Below are 15,858 nucleotides of genomic sequence, written 5' to 3' on the forward strand. Positions count from 1 at the left end.
AATGCAATCTCCGCTCAAAGTGGGAGACATTATCCGCGAAGAGTGGCTCAACATTCTTCGCGACCGCCGTCTCTTTGCCATTCTATTTCTGGTACCACTGCTTTATACAGCGCTATTCGGCTACTTGTACAGCACCCAGCGTCTCGTTGACATTCCAACGGTCGTCTTCGATGGCGACAATAGTCAGTTGAGCCGGCAAATCGTTCAAGCTTTCGAGCAAACCGAGGCATTTCATATTATCAAGCACACGTTATCGGAAAACGAAGTGCAACAAACGATAGAAAGCGGGCAAGCACGCGTTGGAATTATCATTCCAAATGATTTCTCCACGCGCTTAAAGCACGGAGAAAACGTACCGGTATTAACCTTGGTGGACGGCAGCAATATGCTCTTCTCCAACTCGGCTACCCGTGCGGCCAACCAGGTAGTTACGACGTTCAGCTACGGGGTGTCTTCTGTTAAACTTAAACAACAAGGATTGCAGGACGAACAAATTGCGGCGACTTTCGCGCAGATTCCGTTCCGTTCCCGCGTTCTGTATAACCCGCTGTTTAATTATAACGAGTTTCTTGTATACGGCCTTATTGGTGCTATCCTTCAGCAGGTGCTTCTGCTTGGCGTAGCACTGACTGTGACACGGGATAAAGAAAAAGGCATCTGGAACCGTTTCGCAGTATGGCGCGGCTTACCCTGGAGAATCGCGTACGCGAAGACCGCTCCGTACTTCCTTATCGGACTTGTGAACAACGTCAGTGCATTTGCACTTGCGCTGTACGTGTTCCACCTGCCTTTCCGGGGTTTATTCCTGCCTGCATTTGCATTAGCAATCAGCTTTGTGTTCGCTCTGCTCGGCATCGGATATTTGGCGAGCCTCTTCTCCGGGAATCAAGTAGGATCGACCCAGATTACGATGCTTATCGCGGTACCATCCTTCCTTTTATCCGGCTTTACATGGCCGTTTGAAGCAATGCCGCACTCCTTGAACGTATTGGGGCACCTGCTTCCGCTCACATATTTTCTGGATGGGGTACGCGAAATATTTATCAAAGGACATGGTTTCGAAGCGATATGGCGGGATTGCGTGACGCTCGGACTTATGGGGGCCGTTACGTACTTTATCGCTTTCGTGATTACTCCGCTTTTTGTGAAGGCGGAAAATCAAGCTGAAAAGCAAGAAGAAGTGCGCCAGCCCTTTTTCCCTGCTTGATTACGGTAAAGACGTTGCCTAATACTGAAAAGCGCGAAAGGCCAGCAATAAGGCTTTCGCGCTTTTTTGATCAGCTTATTCTGTTTTCTTTTTTCGTTTTTCCCGCAAAGCGCGAAAAAAATCTTTCAGCAATGCGCTACACTCCGCTTCACAAATTCCCTGCACCACTTCTACCTGGTGATTAAAACGTTCTTCCTGAAGCAAATTCATCAAACTGCCGGCGCAACCTGCTTTCGGGTCCATCGCACCGTACACAACGCGGGGGATACGCGCCTGCACAATCGCACCCGCACACATTGGACATGGCTCCAATGTGACATACAGCGTTGTTCCAAGCAAACGCCAGCCGCCTAGCGTTTCGCTCGCTTCCTTTATGGCGATAAGTTCGGCGTGCGCAATCGGGTCTTTTGCAGTTTCCCGCAGATTGTATCCCCGGCCCACCACTTTACCGTCTCGCACAATGACGGCACCAATCGGTACCTCGCCAAGCGCTTCCGCTTTTTTCGCCTCTTCAATCGCAAGACCCATATAGTATTCGTCACTCATCTATCTCACCATCGTATTTTCTTTTCATTCCGCTTTATTTTCGCAATTTCTCTAGTCTCCTGTCAATTTTTATACTGCTATTAAGCTTTAAAGCAACATAAGGGGGGTTACCCCTACCACGAAAAACGACCTCCCAACTAAATGAGAGGCCTAGCGCATATCACTATTTTTTGATTGTCAATCCTGCAAAAAGTAAAACACGCGCCGGAGCTGCTTCCGTCTCAAGCACTTTCAGCGGTGCCGCTACCATAAAATATTCTCCCTCCAGCACCTCGCCAAGACGCAATCCTTCAAGAATAATAACACCGGCTTCGAACAATGTTTTATGTGTGGGATGGCCTGGCTGATCGCGCTCGATACCAAGCGCGTCAATTCCTACGCCACGCACCCCAATATCCGCCAGGTAACGGGCTCCATCTTCCGCGAGATAAACAAAATCGACCGTAAAATTATCTGTTAATGAGTTGTATGTTTTCAACAAAACAAACTCGTCTTTTTGCAATTGAAATTTCTCAAGATCTGCGCGCGTAATGCCGCCATTTACTTCCGTCACGTCAAGCACGCGGCAAAAACCCGACAGACGCTCTACCGGAATATCCGCCATCGTACCGCCATCAGGCAACATATGCAGCGGAGAATCGACATGCGTTCCTGTATGCATGTCCATGTCAATCCGTGATTCCCGGGCAGAAGACCTATTAAAATCCTGAACTACCCGGATATGGGGCTGCTTTTCTTCTTTATTCTTATACACTGGCATACCATGATAAATCGGCATTGATATGTCATATATTTTGTACATCGCCATTATTCCTCTTCTCTTTGATATTTCGGTCGTTCCACCGCTCTGATTGTTTTACGTTCGCGATGATCGCTTCCTGTCCACCAGCGTTTCCCGTCTTTCTGCAACAACTCATGTGCTTCCACTGGTCCCCATGTACCCACTTCGTATTCCGCAAGCGAACACGGGTCTTTATCCCAGGCGCAACGGATCGGATCGATAAACTTCCAGGCGAGCGCTACTTCGTCCCAGCGCGTGAAAAATGTAGAATCTCCCAAAATCGCATCATGAAGAAGACTTTCATAAGCTTCTGGTGAAGCGGCTTCGCAATCGTTGCAATACTCCATCCCAATCGGAATAATTTGACTGTCTGTGCCCTGCTTTTTCGCATTTAACAACAAAGTAATCCCTTCGTTCGGTTGAATACGAAAAATAAGCAGATTCGGCATTAAATCGTTATTTTTATTAAAGTACAACCGTTTCGGCAACTCTTTAAACTGAATCACAATTTCCGTTAATTTCTCCGGCATTCGTTTGCCTGTGCGGATATAAATCGGAACATCCGCCCACCTGAAATTATCAATATAAAGTTTAGCCGCTACGAACGTTTCGGTTGTGGAGGCCGGATTCACATCCGGCTCTTCCCTGTAACCCAAAAATGACTTTCCACCTATTGTTCCGGCAATATACTGTCCCCGTACAATGTGCCTGTCTACCTCTTCCTCCGAAAATCTACGCAGCGCACGCATAACCTTTACTTTCTCATCCCGGATCGCCTCTGTTTTCAAGCGGCTCGGCGGTTCCATGCAAACCATCATGACCATTTGCAGCATATGATTCTGCACCATATCGCGGAGCGCACCCGCACGATCGTAGTATGATGCGCGATCTTCTACTCCCACCGTTTCGCTGGCCGTAATTTGAATATTATCAATGTGACGGTTATTCCAGAGCGGTTCAAACATGGAATTGGCAAAACGGATAACCTGAATGTTTTGCACCATTTCTTTCCCTAAATAATGATCAATGCGGTATATTTCTTCTTCCGCAAACGATCGTTTAATTTCTTCATTTAATGCTTCGGCGGACGTATAGTCGTGACCGAACGGTTTCTCAATGATCAAACGCTTCCAGCCTTTTGTGTTCGTCAGACCACTTTCTTTCAAATTAGTTGCCACCGTACCAAATAGCTGTGGCGCGATCGCCAGATAAAACATGCGATTGCCCGACAATTTGTTCTCTTGCTCTTTCGCTTCTACCAACGATTGTAAAGCAGCATATTTTGCAGTATCTTTGACATCGAACGATATGTAAGAAAATCGAGCGGCAAACTGTTCCCATTCTTCGCCTGCACACAATGAAAGTCTGCTGAATTCTGCAATCGAATTCTTTACCCAAGTACGGAATTCAAAGCTATCTATATTTTTACGTCCAACACCAATTACCGCAAAATTGCACCGCAGTTGTTTCTCACGGTATAAGCTATATAAAGCTGGAAACAATTTACGCTTTGCCAGGTCTCCTGTAGCACCAAAAATGGTGAAAATAAAGGAAGGGATTGTTTCCTGTTGCGTAGACAACGACCGCACTCCTCACTTCGGAAATTTTTCCTCAAAAATATTCATCGTATATTATATCCTGTTTTCTTATTACGAGAATTACAATTATTTTACCATGTTGAACTTATTTCAGCCATTCACCCTATTGGTCGAACCAGCGAAACATCTGTGTACCTCAAGAAGGGAGATAATTGATGGAGAGAAAGTATACAATAAAAAAACGAGACCCCAAGCTTATTGGGATGTCTCGTTTTTCTCCGCTTCCTTGTATGTTTCCTGTTCGCCTTCATATGCCCGCCAATACAAACCGACGAAACTCAAGTAGTGCCTGTGCGAATGGCTCTATCTTCTCCAGCATGATATAATGCCCTGCTCCTTCAATGACTCTAGTCTGTACATTCGTATTTGCTGCGACCGCTTTTTCCAACGCGCCTTTCGGCAGCAATTTATCTTCAGATCCATATACCGCTAAAATCGGAATGTTCAGTTGTTTAAACGTGTCTTCCCCTTTGTATTGATTGCAAGCAAAAAAATCATCATGCACAATAGAGGTTTCTACCCAGCTGAGCTGCTCTCGCTCTTCTTCCCACAATTCAATGGGCGTCTCTTTTCCATAAGAAGCTTTAAATAAAAATTCTGGGAAACTACCGGCCACAAGTTCTTCAAGGATTTTCGGATGAACCGGCATCTCATAATGACTTGCGTCAAGCACAAGCCCTTTCACATTTGGATTGCGGGATGCCATTTCAATTCCGATCATACCACCCATCGAATGGCCGACTACAATCACATCCTGTCCGCCAATCTGCCCGCTTACCCAATCGGCGTACTCTTCAATGCTTTTGCAGCGCATGTTCGTATTTTCACCATGACCGGGCAAATCAAGCGCAATGCAGGAAACTCCGTCCATTCTTTCTACGAGTCCGCGAAATTTTGCTTTCGTTCCGCCCGCACCGTGAATCAATACAAAAGGAAGCTTTCCGGATTGGCTCATCGTTTTCCCCCTATAACAATGATTTTGAAATAACTACGCGCTGAATCTGGTTCGTGCCTTCGTAAATCTGGGTAATCTTCGCATCACGCATCATGCGCTCTACCGGAAAATCCTGAATATAGCCGTATCCGCCCAGAATTTGCACCGCATCTGTCGTAACCTTCATCGCGACATCGGAAGCAAATACTTTCGCCATAGAAGCCAGGCGCATCAACGCCGGTTCTTTCCCCGTGCTTTCGAGATTATCAAGCGCGCTGGCTGCCCGGTAGACAAGCCCCCGCGCCGCTTCTATCTGTGTCGCCATGTCCGCCAACATAAACTGAATCCCCTGGAATGAGCCGATCGGGCGTCCAAATTGTTCGCGCTCTTTGACATATTCAAGGCAGACGTCCAGCGCCCCCTGTGCGATGCCGAGCGCTTGCGCACCGATACCTGGCCGGGTCTTATCCAGCGTTTTCATCGCCACAAGAAATCCCTGGCCTTCCTCTCCAATAACATTTTCCTCCGGTACACGACAATCTTCGAAGAATAATTCCGCTGTCGGCGATCCTTTAATTCCCATCTTCTTTTCGATCTTTCCTATGCTTAATCCAGGTGTTCCTTTTTCGATCAAAAAAGCAGTAATACCTTTATCCGTCTTCGCAAAAACCGTATATATATCGGCGATGTTGCCGTTTGTGATAAAGCATTTTTGACCGTTTAGCCGGTAGTATTTCCCGTCTTTTTCTGCCCTCGTTTTCATACTTTTTACGTCAGAACCAGCGCTCGGCTCGGTCAGTCCGAAGCAGGCAAGCTTCTTCCCGGTCGCCAAATCAGGAAGAACCCTCCGCTTCTGTTCCTCGTTTCCGCTCAGCAATACTGGAAGGGAACCCAGTTCCTGCACAGTGATGATCTGGGAAGAAGAGGCGCACACACGCGCCACTTCCTCGACAATCAAGCAATAACTCAACAAATCAAGCCCGGCTCCGCCATATTCTTCCGGCAGATTAGCACCGATGTATCCATACTCGCTCAGCAAATCCTTAATATCAAACGGATATTCGCCTTGCTCGTCGATTTCCGCCGCACGCGGCTTGATTTTTTCTTGTGCCAGCTTATGAATTTCCCGCTGAATTTCCTTCTGCTCTTCCGTTAATGCGAAATTCATCATCTTACTTCGTTCCCCTCGTGTAATCATAGAATCCTTTTCCGGTCTTGCGTCCAAGGTGACCCGCGCGTACCAGTTTGCGCAGCAGTGGCGCGCTGCGATACTTCGAGTCTTGTGTTTCTTCATACAGAGAGTCTTGCACATACAGCAGCGTATCGAGACCGATAAGATCAGCCAGCGCCAGCGGCCCGATCGGATGGTTCGCGCCAAGCTTCATGCCCTTGTCGATGTCCTCGGCGCTTGCCGTCCCTTCCATCAACACGAAAATCGCTTCGTTAATCATTGGAACGAGAATACGATTTACCGCAAACAGCGGCGCTTCTTTAACATCGATTGTTTCTTTGCCCATCTCTTCCACAAGAGCCTTAGCTTCCTGGTATGTCTGCTCTGTTGTGCTCTGGCCACGAATAAGCTCTACCAGCTTCATGACTGGCACCGGATTGAAGAAATGAACGCCGATGACTTTTTCCGGCCGATTCGTTACGCTGGCGATTTCCGTTACGCTCAAACCTGAAGTGTTCGTCGCGAGAATAACATCTTCGCGTACAATCTCATCCAATTTCTTGAACACTTCTTTTTTCAATTCCATATTTTCGCTGACAGCTTCAATAATGAAATCAGCGTCTTTAAGGCTGTTCCAATCTACTGTCGTTGTCAACACGCTTTCCAGTTCTTTTTTCCGCTCTTCCGTGAGGCGTCCCTTTTCAATGCTACGGTTCCAGTTTTTCTGAATGCCCGATAGTCCACGGTCAAAAAACTCTTCTTTCTGTTCTACAGCCACTACCGTAAAGCCGGCTTCCACTGCCGCCTGCGCAATACCTGAGCCCATTGTGCCGAAACCGATAATCCCGATTTTTTTTGCCATATTGTTTCTCCCCCTGTTTTTATTATTTATTCTGGAACCTAGGCTCCCTGCGTTCAAAGAAAGCAGCGACCCCTTCGTTCTTGTCTTCCGTTAGACAAATCTCACCGAATGCCTGCGCTTCCATCTCCAATCCTTCACTTAACGATGCTCTCAGTCCGTCATCAATCACCCGCTTTGCCGCACGAACGGCAAGCGGTCCGCGCTTCATAATGATACCCGCCCAGCGCTTCGCTTCTTCAAGCGCGTTTTCTTCCACTAGGATCTCTACTAGACCTATACGATACGCTTCTTCAGCAGAGATAAATTCACCGGAGAAAATCAACTGTTTTGCTTTGCCTGGCCCAACTAAGCGTGCAAGACGCTGCGTTCCGCCATAGCCGGGAATGATGCCAAGCTTTACTTCAGGAAGACCAAGCTGGGACTTGCGGCTCGCCACGCGAAAGTCGCAGGCCAGCGCCAGTTCAAGACCACCGCCCAGCGCAAAACCATCAATCGCTGCAATTACCGGCTGCTTCAATTCCGCAATGCGCTGAAAAATTCGCTGTCCTCGCCGGCAAAGTTCGATGCCATCTTCCTTCTTCAATTCCGGAAACTCTTTAATATCCGCACCGGCTACAAATGCTTTGTCGCCCGCACCACAAATCACCACCACATCGCAGCTATCGCCGATAGTATGTAAAATTTCGTCCATCTGTTTGAAAAAGGCTTTGTTTAATGCGTTTACCGGGGGAGCATCAATCGTAATTAGACCAAGCCGGTTATCTACTTCCCAAGTTACTTTCAATTTTCCGCACCTCCATAACGTCTATTACTTATCTTGGTTCAGCATTTATGATTCAAAAGCAATAATGGTGCCAATTTTAAAAATTTATCGCCCCTAGAAAAATAGTAATTTATATAAAAAGGAAACAAAAAATTTGTTTCATTAAGAAACGAATTTGTTTCCTTTTTGGATTATCAATTCCTTAAAGATACAGATTTAAAGCCATTGCTTATTGTATGTTGTACTTTTTTAACCTTTGATAGAAAGTTTTGCGACTAATACCTAGCCTTCGAATTGCCTCCGTGCGAGTCCGGCTTGTCCTAAGCACTTCTTCCAGCATTTCTTTCTCTGTTTTTTCAATCAGAGCTGGAAGATTTAAAGCATTGGTGCCGGACGCATACTGTCTCGATGGCTCTATGGGAGATTCGCTCAATACGCTTCCTTCCCGCACAAATGGCGGGACATCTTCCGGCACAAAGTAAGACTTGGAGCATACAGCAATCATACGCTCCAGCACGTTACTTAGCTCACGGACATTTCCCGGCCAATCATATCGTTCAAAAATTTCGTATACTTCTTGGGTTACGGTAACTTGCTTGCGATACTTCGATTTTAATTCACTTAAAATATTATTCATCAAAATAGGCAAATCCTGTTTTCTCTCCCGTACCGGGGGAATATGGATCGGCACAATATTCAATCTATAATACAAATCTTGACGGAATTTCCCTTCCCGCATTAATTTCTGCAAATCGCGGTTCGTGGCTGCAATGATGCGTATGTCAAGCGGATATATCGTCGTGCCACCTACTTTGATAAACGCTCTTTCTTGCAATACTCGAAGGAGCTTGGCCTGAAGAAAAAGCGAAAGCTCGCCGATTTCGTCAAGAAACAAAGTTCCGCCGTTCGCCAGCTCAAATAACCCGCGCTTTCCACCTTTGCGGGACCCAGTAAACGCGCCCTCCTCAAATCCGAACAGTTCGCTTTCAAATAATGATTCCGGAAGCGAGGCCATATTAATTGCGATAAACGGTTTATCACCGCGCGGGCTCGCCTCATGAATCGCACGGGCAAACACTTCTTTCCCTACACCGGTTTCCCCGAACAACAGTACTGTCGCTTCCGAATCAGCCACCTTTTTCGCCATTTCAACTGCCTGCCGCATGCCGGGCGCATGACTTTCTAGCAACGAAAAAATTTTTTGGTTTAGCTGTTTCTCAAGCTGTGTAGAATATGTTTTATACCGCTGCAATTCCTCCTGCAAAGCGTAGAATTCGCTAATATCCTTCATGATCGCGACCGCTCCGATCAACTCCCCTTTTTCAATTAGCGGAGTCATATTAGCAAAAATATGAATATTAAGCGAATCCAGATAGCTATAATCATTAATCAACGGCTGTCCCGTTTTAAGAACTTCCAGAATCCGCGCTTTCGGTTCGACTTTGCTAAGTTTTTTGCCGATAATTTTGTGCACAGGTACACCGAACTGTACCGAATAAGCGGTATTAACGTATACGATGGTGCTATCTTTACTGATAACTAGTACTGCGTCATGCATTGACTCAAGTATGGAAAGCAGATGATTCTCCAGCTTCACTGTCCTCATCCCCCCTTTTTTTCTATGATATATCATCTTGAATTTTTCAGCATTTGTACGCTGGTAGATGAAGATGATCATTATTTATATACACATACAGGGAGAAAGTAACAAATAATGAAAATTCCAAATAAAAAAACTATGAATTTCTTGAAAGTTCCTTATGGACATCTTGTTTGATTAAATTATAATGAGATATAGTGTAATGATTAAATAAGGCAGGGAATTCAGATGGAACGATTAAAGTCGGCGCTTACACTATTCATGACCATGTCACTTATTGTTTCAGTATATGTTCTTATTTGTCTTGGCATTTCATACATTTAACTTTCCTTGCTTACATTATACAAAATAAGGTGGTTCTCTCCAAAAGAGGCCACCTTATTTCTTATTCCTTCCATATCCTTCACCCTATCGTTTCCTCTCCGTTCTTAAAACGGAGCGTTTTTTCTTTATCATAAAAAAACAGGCGGAACAACGAAGCTCCAAATGATTTGACTGAAAAATCTGTGTCTTTCTGACTTTCATATCTTTTTTTTACAAACTCGATGACCGACTTTGGAATTCTCTGCCGGGCAATAAAACGGTAAAATAAACGATATCCTTCTTTCAAATGCTCCCAGCGTTGGTCGCTGTCCTCTTTTACATACTCGGAAACGTCAATTAATTTCACACCCGACTTCTGCAAAATAATATTTTTTAGATGAATGTCCCGTGGATTTAACCCTACACTGCGCGCATAGCGTATCGCTGCGTCCACTTCTTCAATAACCCAAGGGGCAATATAAATTCCTCTTAAGAGACAGTCATACAAATTGAAACCTTGTTCGTAGCTTATCACAATAAAGTTATCGCCTCTGCCGTAAAAGCGAGGAAAATATGAGGTTTCTCCCAAGCGGCGGTACGCTTCTATCTCATTCGCCAATTTTTCTTCCCGGCCCGCCGCGTACACTTTAAATGCATATCTTCTGTGTTTCCAGTACACAAACACAGCCGCATCCGTCCCGCGTCCCACGCACTCCATCTCTTTCGGCACATACGCAATATGCACAAGTTCATTCCCATCAACCGGGACAATTTTAATTTGCTCGATCAACGGAACGATCGGTTCCCACATCATACGCAACAACCTTTCCTTCGCTGTTGTTTGTATTTCTGTAACAAAAAAGACCTCCGCACACCGCCAAGAAACGCCCGGGCAATGTGTGAAGGTCTTGCATACCCAATGGTTCAAAAAGGGCTCGGCATACCGAGCGATTGCATCGCTGTATTGACGATATGCCGACCGGATTGTATCCGGTAGCTACTCCCCTAATTGGAGTCAGATTTATGTCTAACTCCAATCACACTCATATACATTACATGTCATGCCTTAACAACATTTTGTGGTTCGATAATTATTATATCACACTATCCTATTGCTTATAAGGTAAAAAAATGATCTAGCACATTCTTCCATTTTCGGCTTAAGGCTGACTCGCTCCTCCGTCCCAGGACGTAGAAAAAATCAAACGGACGCCTGTTATAGTAAAAGTGCTTGTCAGGTTAAGATAAACTCAAGAAACGGAACATGAAACAAAAAATGAAGGAGGAAAGGGAATGAAAAAGAAAGGCTCCTATCTTTTCGGGATGGGATTAATGGGATTTGGTGCCATTATGCTACTTGGCATCCTCAATCTCGGGTTTCTAATTCCACTATTCATCGCCGGATTTTTCATCTATACCGGCTGGAATCTTATCAAAAAAGCCCGGGGAAAAGCAGCGGTTACTACAACCAATCCGTTATACGATATGATGCCACGCCATCCCTATGAAACCAAACAGGTCGATGAATTAGATTTATGGGAACAAAAAATAAACCAAGGAGGAACAAATTCATGAGTATTTTAAAACGTATGCGTAATATTACACTGGCAACTATGAATCAAGTATTGGATCATGTAGAAGATCCAGTGGCGATGCTAAATCAATACATACGGGATATGGAAAGTGAAATCTCGCAAGCAGAACTCGCGATCGCCCGCCAAGTAGCTATTGAGAAAAAATGGAAAATGATGCTCGATGAAACGGAAGCACGCATCGAAAAACGCAGTCGTCAGGCTAAACTGGCAGTAGAAGCCGGAGACGAAGCCATTGCCCGCCGTGCGCTGGAAGACAAATTAATCTGCGAAAGCAAAGCAGAAGAGTACCGCAAGCAATACGAAACCGTCCGTGGGCAAACCAATGTTCTGCGCGGACAACTACAGGAATTGAAAGATAAATTCTATGAAATGCGCAACAAGAAAGCTGCGCTTATTGCACGAGCTAACGCTGCGCGAACAACCAAGCGAATGAACGCCGCCCTTTACTCTATTGACACAGAAAACGTGACCAAAGGATTTGAAAGAATCGAAGAGCGTGTCATGATGATGGAGGTGGAAGCGGAAGCCGGACAACACATACGCGCTGCCCACCTCTCGCTCGAAGAGCAGGAACGCCAAGCTATCCTCAACGCCAAAGTGGAAGAAGAATTGAACAAACTTCTTCAAAGTAAAGCATAATCGGGTTTAATAGGATGGAAAGAAGATGCAATATAAAGACTGCCGAGGGAATGTCCCTGTGGCAGTCTTTATTTTTATCGTCCGTTAACCGCGTCTTTTAATGCTTTACCAGGAGAGAATGCCGGTACTTTTGTCGCCGGGATTTCGATTTCTTCCCCTGTTTGCGGATTGCGGCCTTTACGAGCTGCGCGATGGCGGCTTTCAAAGTTTCCAAAACCAATTAATTGCACCTTTTCGCCAGCTTTCAGTGCTTCCGCAATAGATGTCAGGATCGCATCAACCGCCTGAGATGCTTGTTTTTTCGTCATCTCTGTAGATTCTGCCACTTTCTCAATCAGCTCTGTCTTGTTCATACATATCCTCCTTTATAATAAAAGTTTTGATGGAATCTTTTATTATATACTCATTCTTTCAAAATACAAGCAATTTTAAACATGATTTAGAAGATAAAGCCAATTTTTTTGCTGTTTTTAGCGTACTTGATACCCAAATCTTCCAATTCTCTGACAATATCATTCTCCTGCTCTTCTATCATCATACTTGCCAATAAGCAGAATGACAATAATATTTTCGAATTCAAAGATAGCGAATGATTGCTTTGCAATGTCAGGATAAGCTCTTTCTTCATACACTGCCATAAAATCAAAAAATCTTGTGGAAAAGGGGGGAAATGATATGGTGAAAGCAGGAAAAAAGTCGGCCACTAAACATAAGTACGAACAAATCCCGCCAGAAGAACGTTATAAATTTACGATGAAAATTGTCACCTCAGACAAATGCATCGTCTGTAAACAACAATGCGAACGTGGTCTGACATATATTGAAAAAATGTCGCAGCCAGGTGCCATCGGCTATGGAGTACCCTGCATTTTAACGAAAGGAAAAGCCTACAAATAAAGAAAACCCGGCATACAAACAAGACAAGGCCTGCGTTTTATGCCGGGTTTCTTTATCGCATTTAGTTAACGATCGTTTCTTGCATAAGACAAGCCATCAAGTCCTCAATCGAAGGAGCGGCGGCAACATGAACCGTGCCACAACCAACCGAGCGGACAGCATCTGCTGTTTTTTCTCCCATACAGACAAGCATTTTGGAAGAGAGGAAAGGGAGCGGGTCGATCTCCTCGCGTTCCAGTGCATCGATAAGTATAGGCACGGAAGCTGCACTCGGAAATACAATCGCATCCACTCCTGCATCTTTCAACAAACGCACCATATTCACATTATATTCCATGCACTCTTTTTTTTCATATACAGCCAGTACGTCACATTCGCCCCATTCCGCTTCGTAGCTTTCCGTTCGCTCCACCACCGAAACATCGCCTACGACAAGCACTTTTTCCCTATCTGCCAGTGAAGACGGTCGCTCAGAATGTAAACCCATTTCACGAAGCTTGCGCTCTGTGCGCTGAGAAAGCGTATAAAACCGTGCTTTCAGCAAACGGATATCCCGGTTGCTACGACGATATGCCGCAAAAAAGAAATCAACGCTCTCCGGGGAAGTAAACAAAATGTGTTCATATTCCCCGCTTCGCTCGATTGTTTGCTGCACCGTCTCATCATCCCGTTCACAGACAGCAAAATAGGGGTATTCTATAACATCGGCTCCCTGTTCCGTCAACGCTTCCGCTAGGTTTCCTTTTTCTCCGCCGGTACGCGCTACAAGAATCCGTCTTCCGAACAGCGGTTTGCGCTCGAACCATTGAATCTTGTCACGTATGCTTACAATGTCTCCCACTAGCGTAATAGCAGGGTTTTTTAAATCGGCTGCGTTAACTTCGCGCACAATCGTTTCCAGCGTGCCCTGTACAGTTTTCTGCCGCCCCAGCGTTCCCCAGCTAATAAGCACGACCGGCGTTTGAGGCTTGCGCCCGTGCTTCATCAAATTCTTACAAATATGTGGCAAGTTCTTTACACCCATATAAAAAGCAATCGTATGGATTCCAGAAAGCGATGCCCAATCGACCACCGGCTTTCCGTCCGCCGTTTTCGCATGCCCGGTCACAATGGCAAAGCTTGTGCCGTAGTCCCGGTGCGTCACGGGAATACCTGCATACGCAGGTGCCGCAATCCCCGCAGTAATTCCTGGTACAATCTCGTATTCCACACCGTGCTTGGCCAACTCTTCCGCTTCTTCCCCTACCCGGCCGAATACGGAAGGGTCGCCACCTTTTAAGCGTACAACTCGTTTGCCTTCCTGCGCTTTTTGGACAAGGAGCTCATTAATCGCTTCCTGGCGCAATGTATGATGCTTCGGGAACTTGCCGCAGTAGATAAATTCCGCGTCCGGCCTCGCAAAACGTAAAAAACGCGGATTGGCCAAACGGTCATACACAATGACATCAGCATTTTTAAGGCATTCAAGTCCGCGGACAGTAATCAATTTTTCGTCTCCGGGGCCTGCCCCCACCAGATAAACTTTCCCGGTTCTCATGGCTTCATCTCCCTATCAAAGGCCTGTTGCGAACAGTTCTCCTTATATTTCAAACAGGCGGAAATCCACCGTTTGACAAGAGAAGGCTGAGAAGCAAAATGAAGGTGGGTATATCCCGCCACAAGATTTTTCAGAATGACGCCTTCCCGCTTACTGCCGAATCGGCTGCGTGTTTCATACGCCGGCTGAAAATCCGCTCCTGGTTCAAACGTCGAATAGTGGAACTCATGTCCGCGCGCTATTTCCCCTTCAGAAAGCAGGAAATTTCCTTTCATCCCGGTCACTTCCCGGTACCCAAGCGCGGCACGCTTTGTATGCATTCTCGTCCGGCCCGGAATCACTCCGACCATATGATAGCTTTCACCATCAGTTGTCACAATTTCCTCGGTCAGATACATAAAGCCACCACACTCAGCGAACGTAGGCACTCCTCTCTCGATGGCGCGCCGTATTGAAGTGCGTACGCTCGCTTCGCGGGCCAATTCTGGTGCAAATTCTTCAGGAAACCCTCCTCCGATATATAAGCCGTTCACATCTTCAGGCACCGTCTCTCCGGCCAGAGGACTGAAAAATACACACTCCGCTCCCGCAGCTTCCAACATTTCGATGTTTTCCTGATAGTAAAAGTTAAATGCCGCATCTTTTGCAACAGCAATACGCACGATAGGTGCTTTGTCCAAAACAATGCTATCAGCTTCAGCATTAGCCTGCGGAAGCGGTGGAATATCAGCCAATTGAAGCAGACGGTCTACATCGATATGTTGCGCAATCATTTCCCCAAGGCGGACAAACAACGGCTCCAGTTCTCCGCGCTCTACTGCCGGAAGCAGGCCAAGGTGGCGTTCCGGAATGCGCACTTCTGGCGTACGCGTAAGTGTTCCAAGCAATGGGATGCCGCATTCTTTTTCCACCGCCTCCCGGATCAGTTTACCGTGCCCTTCGCTTCCGGCGTGGTTGGCAATCACGCCAACAATGGAAACCTTAGGGTTAAGCATCTGAAATCCTTTGACAACCGCCGCCGCACTACGCGCCATGCTTTGAACGTTCAATACAAGCACAACCGGGGTTTGTGTAAGAATGCTGATCTCCGCCGTGCTTCCGATATCTTCCGTTGGACTCTTCCCATCATAAAGACCCATAACACCTTCAATGATAGAGATATCAGCGTCTCTGCTGGCACGGGCAAGCACGCCGCGCATAACGTCCTCTTTGAGCATCCAGCTATCCAGATTGCGTGACGGACGGCCTGTAATCGCGGTATGATATGCCGGATCGATATAATCCGGTCCGCACTTAAATCCCTGTACGGTTAAACCTCTCTGTTTCAGTGCAGCCATTAAGCCAAGCGTAACCGTTGTTTTTCCGGCCCCACTTCCGGTCCCGGCAATAATTATACGCCTGTTCCCCATACTCTCCCTCCTCTCT

17 protein-coding genes are annotated in these 15,858 nt (G+C 46.1%); 4 read left to right on the forward strand and 13 right to left on the reverse strand.

The annotated features are described in order from the left end of the window. Position 1 precedes the first annotated feature (1 nt). Positions 2 to 1,207, forward strand: coding sequence for an ABC transporter permease (locus tag BLR88_RS10605; RefSeq protein WP_057897171.1), 1,206 nt, complete (start codon positions 2 to 4; stop codon positions 1,205 to 1,207). A gap of 75 nt (positions 1,208 to 1,282) precedes the next feature. Here BLR88_RS10605 and tadA read toward each other — a convergent pair whose 3' ends face one another. From tadA to BLR88_RS10650, 9 genes are all read right to left on the reverse strand, one after another. After that, positions 1,283 to 1,753, reverse strand: a complete 471-nt coding sequence (gene tadA, locus BLR88_RS10610) for a tRNA adenosine(34) deaminase TadA (protein ID WP_057897172.1) — start codon at positions 1,751 to 1,753, stop codon at positions 1,283 to 1,285. 163 nt (positions 1,754 to 1,916) lie between these two features. Next, positions 1,917 to 2,555, reverse strand: coding sequence for a cyclase family protein (locus BLR88_RS10615; protein WP_091260658.1), 639 nt, complete (start codon positions 2,553 to 2,555; stop codon positions 1,917 to 1,919). A 5-nt stretch (positions 2,556 to 2,560) separates the two neighbouring features. Beyond that, the gene (zwf, locus tag BLR88_RS10620; protein ID WP_254778300.1) at positions 2,561 to 4,114 is read right to left on the reverse strand and encodes a glucose-6-phosphate dehydrogenase; all 1,554 of its coding nucleotides are present in this window, start codon (positions 4,112 to 4,114) and stop codon (positions 2,561 to 2,563) included. 265 nt (positions 4,115 to 4,379) lie between these two features. Further along, positions 4,380 to 5,087, reverse strand: coding sequence for an alpha/beta fold hydrolase (locus BLR88_RS10625; RefSeq protein ID WP_057897174.1), 708 nt, complete (start codon positions 5,085 to 5,087; stop codon positions 4,380 to 4,382). A 10-nt stretch (positions 5,088 to 5,097) separates the two neighbouring features. Continuing rightward, positions 5,098 to 6,234, reverse strand: coding sequence for an acyl-CoA dehydrogenase (locus tag BLR88_RS10630; protein WP_057900184.1), 1,137 nt, complete (start codon positions 6,232 to 6,234; stop codon positions 5,098 to 5,100). Between the two features lie 4 nt (positions 6,235 to 6,238). Beyond that, positions 6,239 to 7,099, reverse strand: coding sequence for a 3-hydroxybutyryl-CoA dehydrogenase (locus BLR88_RS10635; RefSeq protein WP_057897175.1), 861 nt, complete (start codon positions 7,097 to 7,099; stop codon positions 6,239 to 6,241). A gap of 22 nt (positions 7,100 to 7,121) precedes the next feature. Beyond that, positions 7,122 to 7,883, reverse strand: coding sequence for an enoyl-CoA hydratase/isomerase family protein (locus BLR88_RS10640; RefSeq protein WP_057897176.1), 762 nt, complete (start codon positions 7,881 to 7,883; stop codon positions 7,122 to 7,124). A 208-nt stretch (positions 7,884 to 8,091) separates the two neighbouring features. Further along, a complete protein-coding gene (locus BLR88_RS10645; protein WP_091260633.1) occupies positions 8,092 to 9,459 on the reverse strand; it encodes a sigma-54 interaction domain-containing protein in 1,368 nt (455 codons plus the stop codon). Between the two features lie 406 nt (positions 9,460 to 9,865). Then, entirely contained in the window at positions 9,866 to 10,579 is a 714-nt protein-coding gene (locus tag BLR88_RS10650; RefSeq protein WP_057897178.1) for a serine/threonine-protein kinase, read from the reverse strand. Positions 10,580 to 11,058: 479 nt separating this feature from the next. Here BLR88_RS10650 and BLR88_RS10655 point away from each other — a divergent pair, with 479 nt between their 5' ends. Further along, positions 11,059 to 11,340 (forward strand): hypothetical protein, encoded by a 282-nt coding sequence (locus BLR88_RS10655; RefSeq protein WP_057897179.1) that lies wholly within the window; start codon positions 11,059 to 11,061, stop codon positions 11,338 to 11,340. Next, positions 11,337 to 11,999 carry a PspA/IM30 family protein gene (locus tag BLR88_RS10660; protein WP_057897180.1) on the forward strand — a complete coding sequence of 221 codons (663 nt, stop codon included), beginning with the start codon at positions 11,337 to 11,339 and terminating at the stop codon, positions 11,997 to 11,999. Before BLR88_RS10655 ends, BLR88_RS10660 begins: the two co-directional genes overlap by 4 nt. Positions 12,000 to 12,073: 74 nt before the next feature. Here BLR88_RS10660 and BLR88_RS10665 read toward each other — a convergent pair whose 3' ends face one another. Both BLR88_RS10665 and BLR88_RS20385 read right to left on the reverse strand, forming a co-directional pair. After that, positions 12,074 to 12,352 carry an HU family DNA-binding protein gene (locus BLR88_RS10665; protein ID WP_057897181.1) on the reverse strand — a complete coding sequence of 93 codons (279 nt, stop codon included), beginning with the start codon at positions 12,350 to 12,352 and terminating at the stop codon, positions 12,074 to 12,076. Between the two features lie 159 nt (positions 12,353 to 12,511). After that, complete coding sequence (locus tag BLR88_RS20385) at positions 12,512 to 12,637, reverse strand: hypothetical protein (protein ID WP_257721581.1); 126 nt, start codon at positions 12,635 to 12,637, stop codon at positions 12,512 to 12,514. A 37-nt stretch (positions 12,638 to 12,674) separates the two neighbouring features. On the opposite strand from BLR88_RS20385, the gene BLR88_RS10670 reads away from it, so the two are divergent. Continuing rightward, positions 12,675 to 12,896 (forward strand): hypothetical protein, encoded by a 222-nt coding sequence (locus tag BLR88_RS10670; RefSeq protein ID WP_091260635.1) that lies wholly within the window; start codon positions 12,675 to 12,677, stop codon positions 12,894 to 12,896. 61 nt (positions 12,897 to 12,957) lie between these two features. Here the strand turns inward: BLR88_RS10670 and cobA are convergent, their stop codons facing one another. Both cobA and BLR88_RS10680 read right to left on the reverse strand, forming a co-directional pair. Next, positions 12,958 to 14,433 carry a uroporphyrinogen-III C-methyltransferase gene (cobA, locus tag BLR88_RS10675; RefSeq protein ID WP_091260637.1) on the reverse strand — a complete coding sequence of 492 codons (1,476 nt, stop codon included), beginning with the start codon at positions 14,431 to 14,433 and terminating at the stop codon, positions 12,958 to 12,960. Beyond that, complete coding sequence (locus BLR88_RS10680) at positions 14,430 to 15,842, reverse strand: cobyrinate a,c-diamide synthase (protein ID WP_057897184.1); 1,413 nt, start codon at positions 15,840 to 15,842, stop codon at positions 14,430 to 14,432. Before BLR88_RS10680 ends, cobA begins: the two co-directional genes overlap by 4 nt. Positions 15,843 to 15,858: the final 16 nt, after the last annotated feature.

Origin of the sequence: Aneurinibacillus thermoaerophilus, from assembly GCF_900099925.1 — a bacterium.
GTDB lineage: Bacteria > Bacillota > Bacilli > Aneurinibacillales > Aneurinibacillaceae > Aneurinibacillus > Aneurinibacillus thermoaerophilus.

Bases quoted from the DNA above. Each gene is read 5' to 3' on its own strand.
- BLR88_RS10605 (WP_057897171.1), top strand. From the start codon at position 2: ATGCAATCTCCGCTCAAAGTGGGAGACATTATCCGCGAAGAGTGGCTC.
- tadA (WP_057897172.1), bottom strand. From the start codon at position 1,753: ATGAGTGACGAATACTATATGGGTCTTGCGATTGAAGAGGCGAAAAAA.
- BLR88_RS10615 (WP_091260658.1), bottom strand. From the start codon at position 2,555: ATGTACAAAATATATGACATATCAATGCCGATTTATCATGGTATGCCA.
- BLR88_RS10625 (WP_057897174.1), bottom strand. From the start codon at position 5,087: ATGAGCCAATCCGGAAAGCTTCCTTTTGTATTGATTCACGGTGCGGGC.
- BLR88_RS10630 (WP_057900184.1), bottom strand. From the start codon at position 6,234: ATGAATTTCGCATTAACGGAAGAGCAGAAGGAAATTCAGCGGGAAATT.
- BLR88_RS10635 (WP_057897175.1), bottom strand. From the start codon at position 7,099: ATGGCAAAAAAAATCGGGATTATCGGTTTCGGCACAATGGGCTCAGGT.
- BLR88_RS10650 (WP_057897178.1), bottom strand. From the start codon at position 10,579: ATGATGTGGGAACCGATCGTTCCGTTGATCGAGCAAATTAAAATTGTC.
- BLR88_RS10655 (WP_057897179.1), top strand. From the start codon at position 11,059: ATGAAAAAGAAAGGCTCCTATCTTTTCGGGATGGGATTAATGGGATTT.
- BLR88_RS10660 (WP_057897180.1), top strand. From the start codon at position 11,337: ATGAGTATTTTAAAACGTATGCGTAATATTACACTGGCAACTATGAAT.
- BLR88_RS10665 (WP_057897181.1), bottom strand. From the start codon at position 12,352: ATGAACAAGACAGAGCTGATTGAGAAAGTGGCAGAATCTACAGAGATG.
- BLR88_RS20385 (WP_257721581.1), bottom strand. From the start codon at position 12,637: ATGGCAGTGTATGAAGAAAGAGCTTATCCTGACATTGCAAAGCAATCA.
- BLR88_RS10670 (WP_091260635.1), top strand. From the start codon at position 12,675: ATGGTGAAAGCAGGAAAAAAGTCGGCCACTAAACATAAGTACGAACAA.
- cobA (WP_091260637.1), bottom strand. From the start codon at position 14,433: ATGAGAACCGGGAAAGTTTATCTGGTGGGGGCAGGCCCCGGAGACGAA.
- BLR88_RS10680 (WP_057897184.1), bottom strand. From the start codon at position 15,842: ATGGGGAACAGGCGTATAATTATTGCCGGGACCGGAAGTGGGGCCGGA.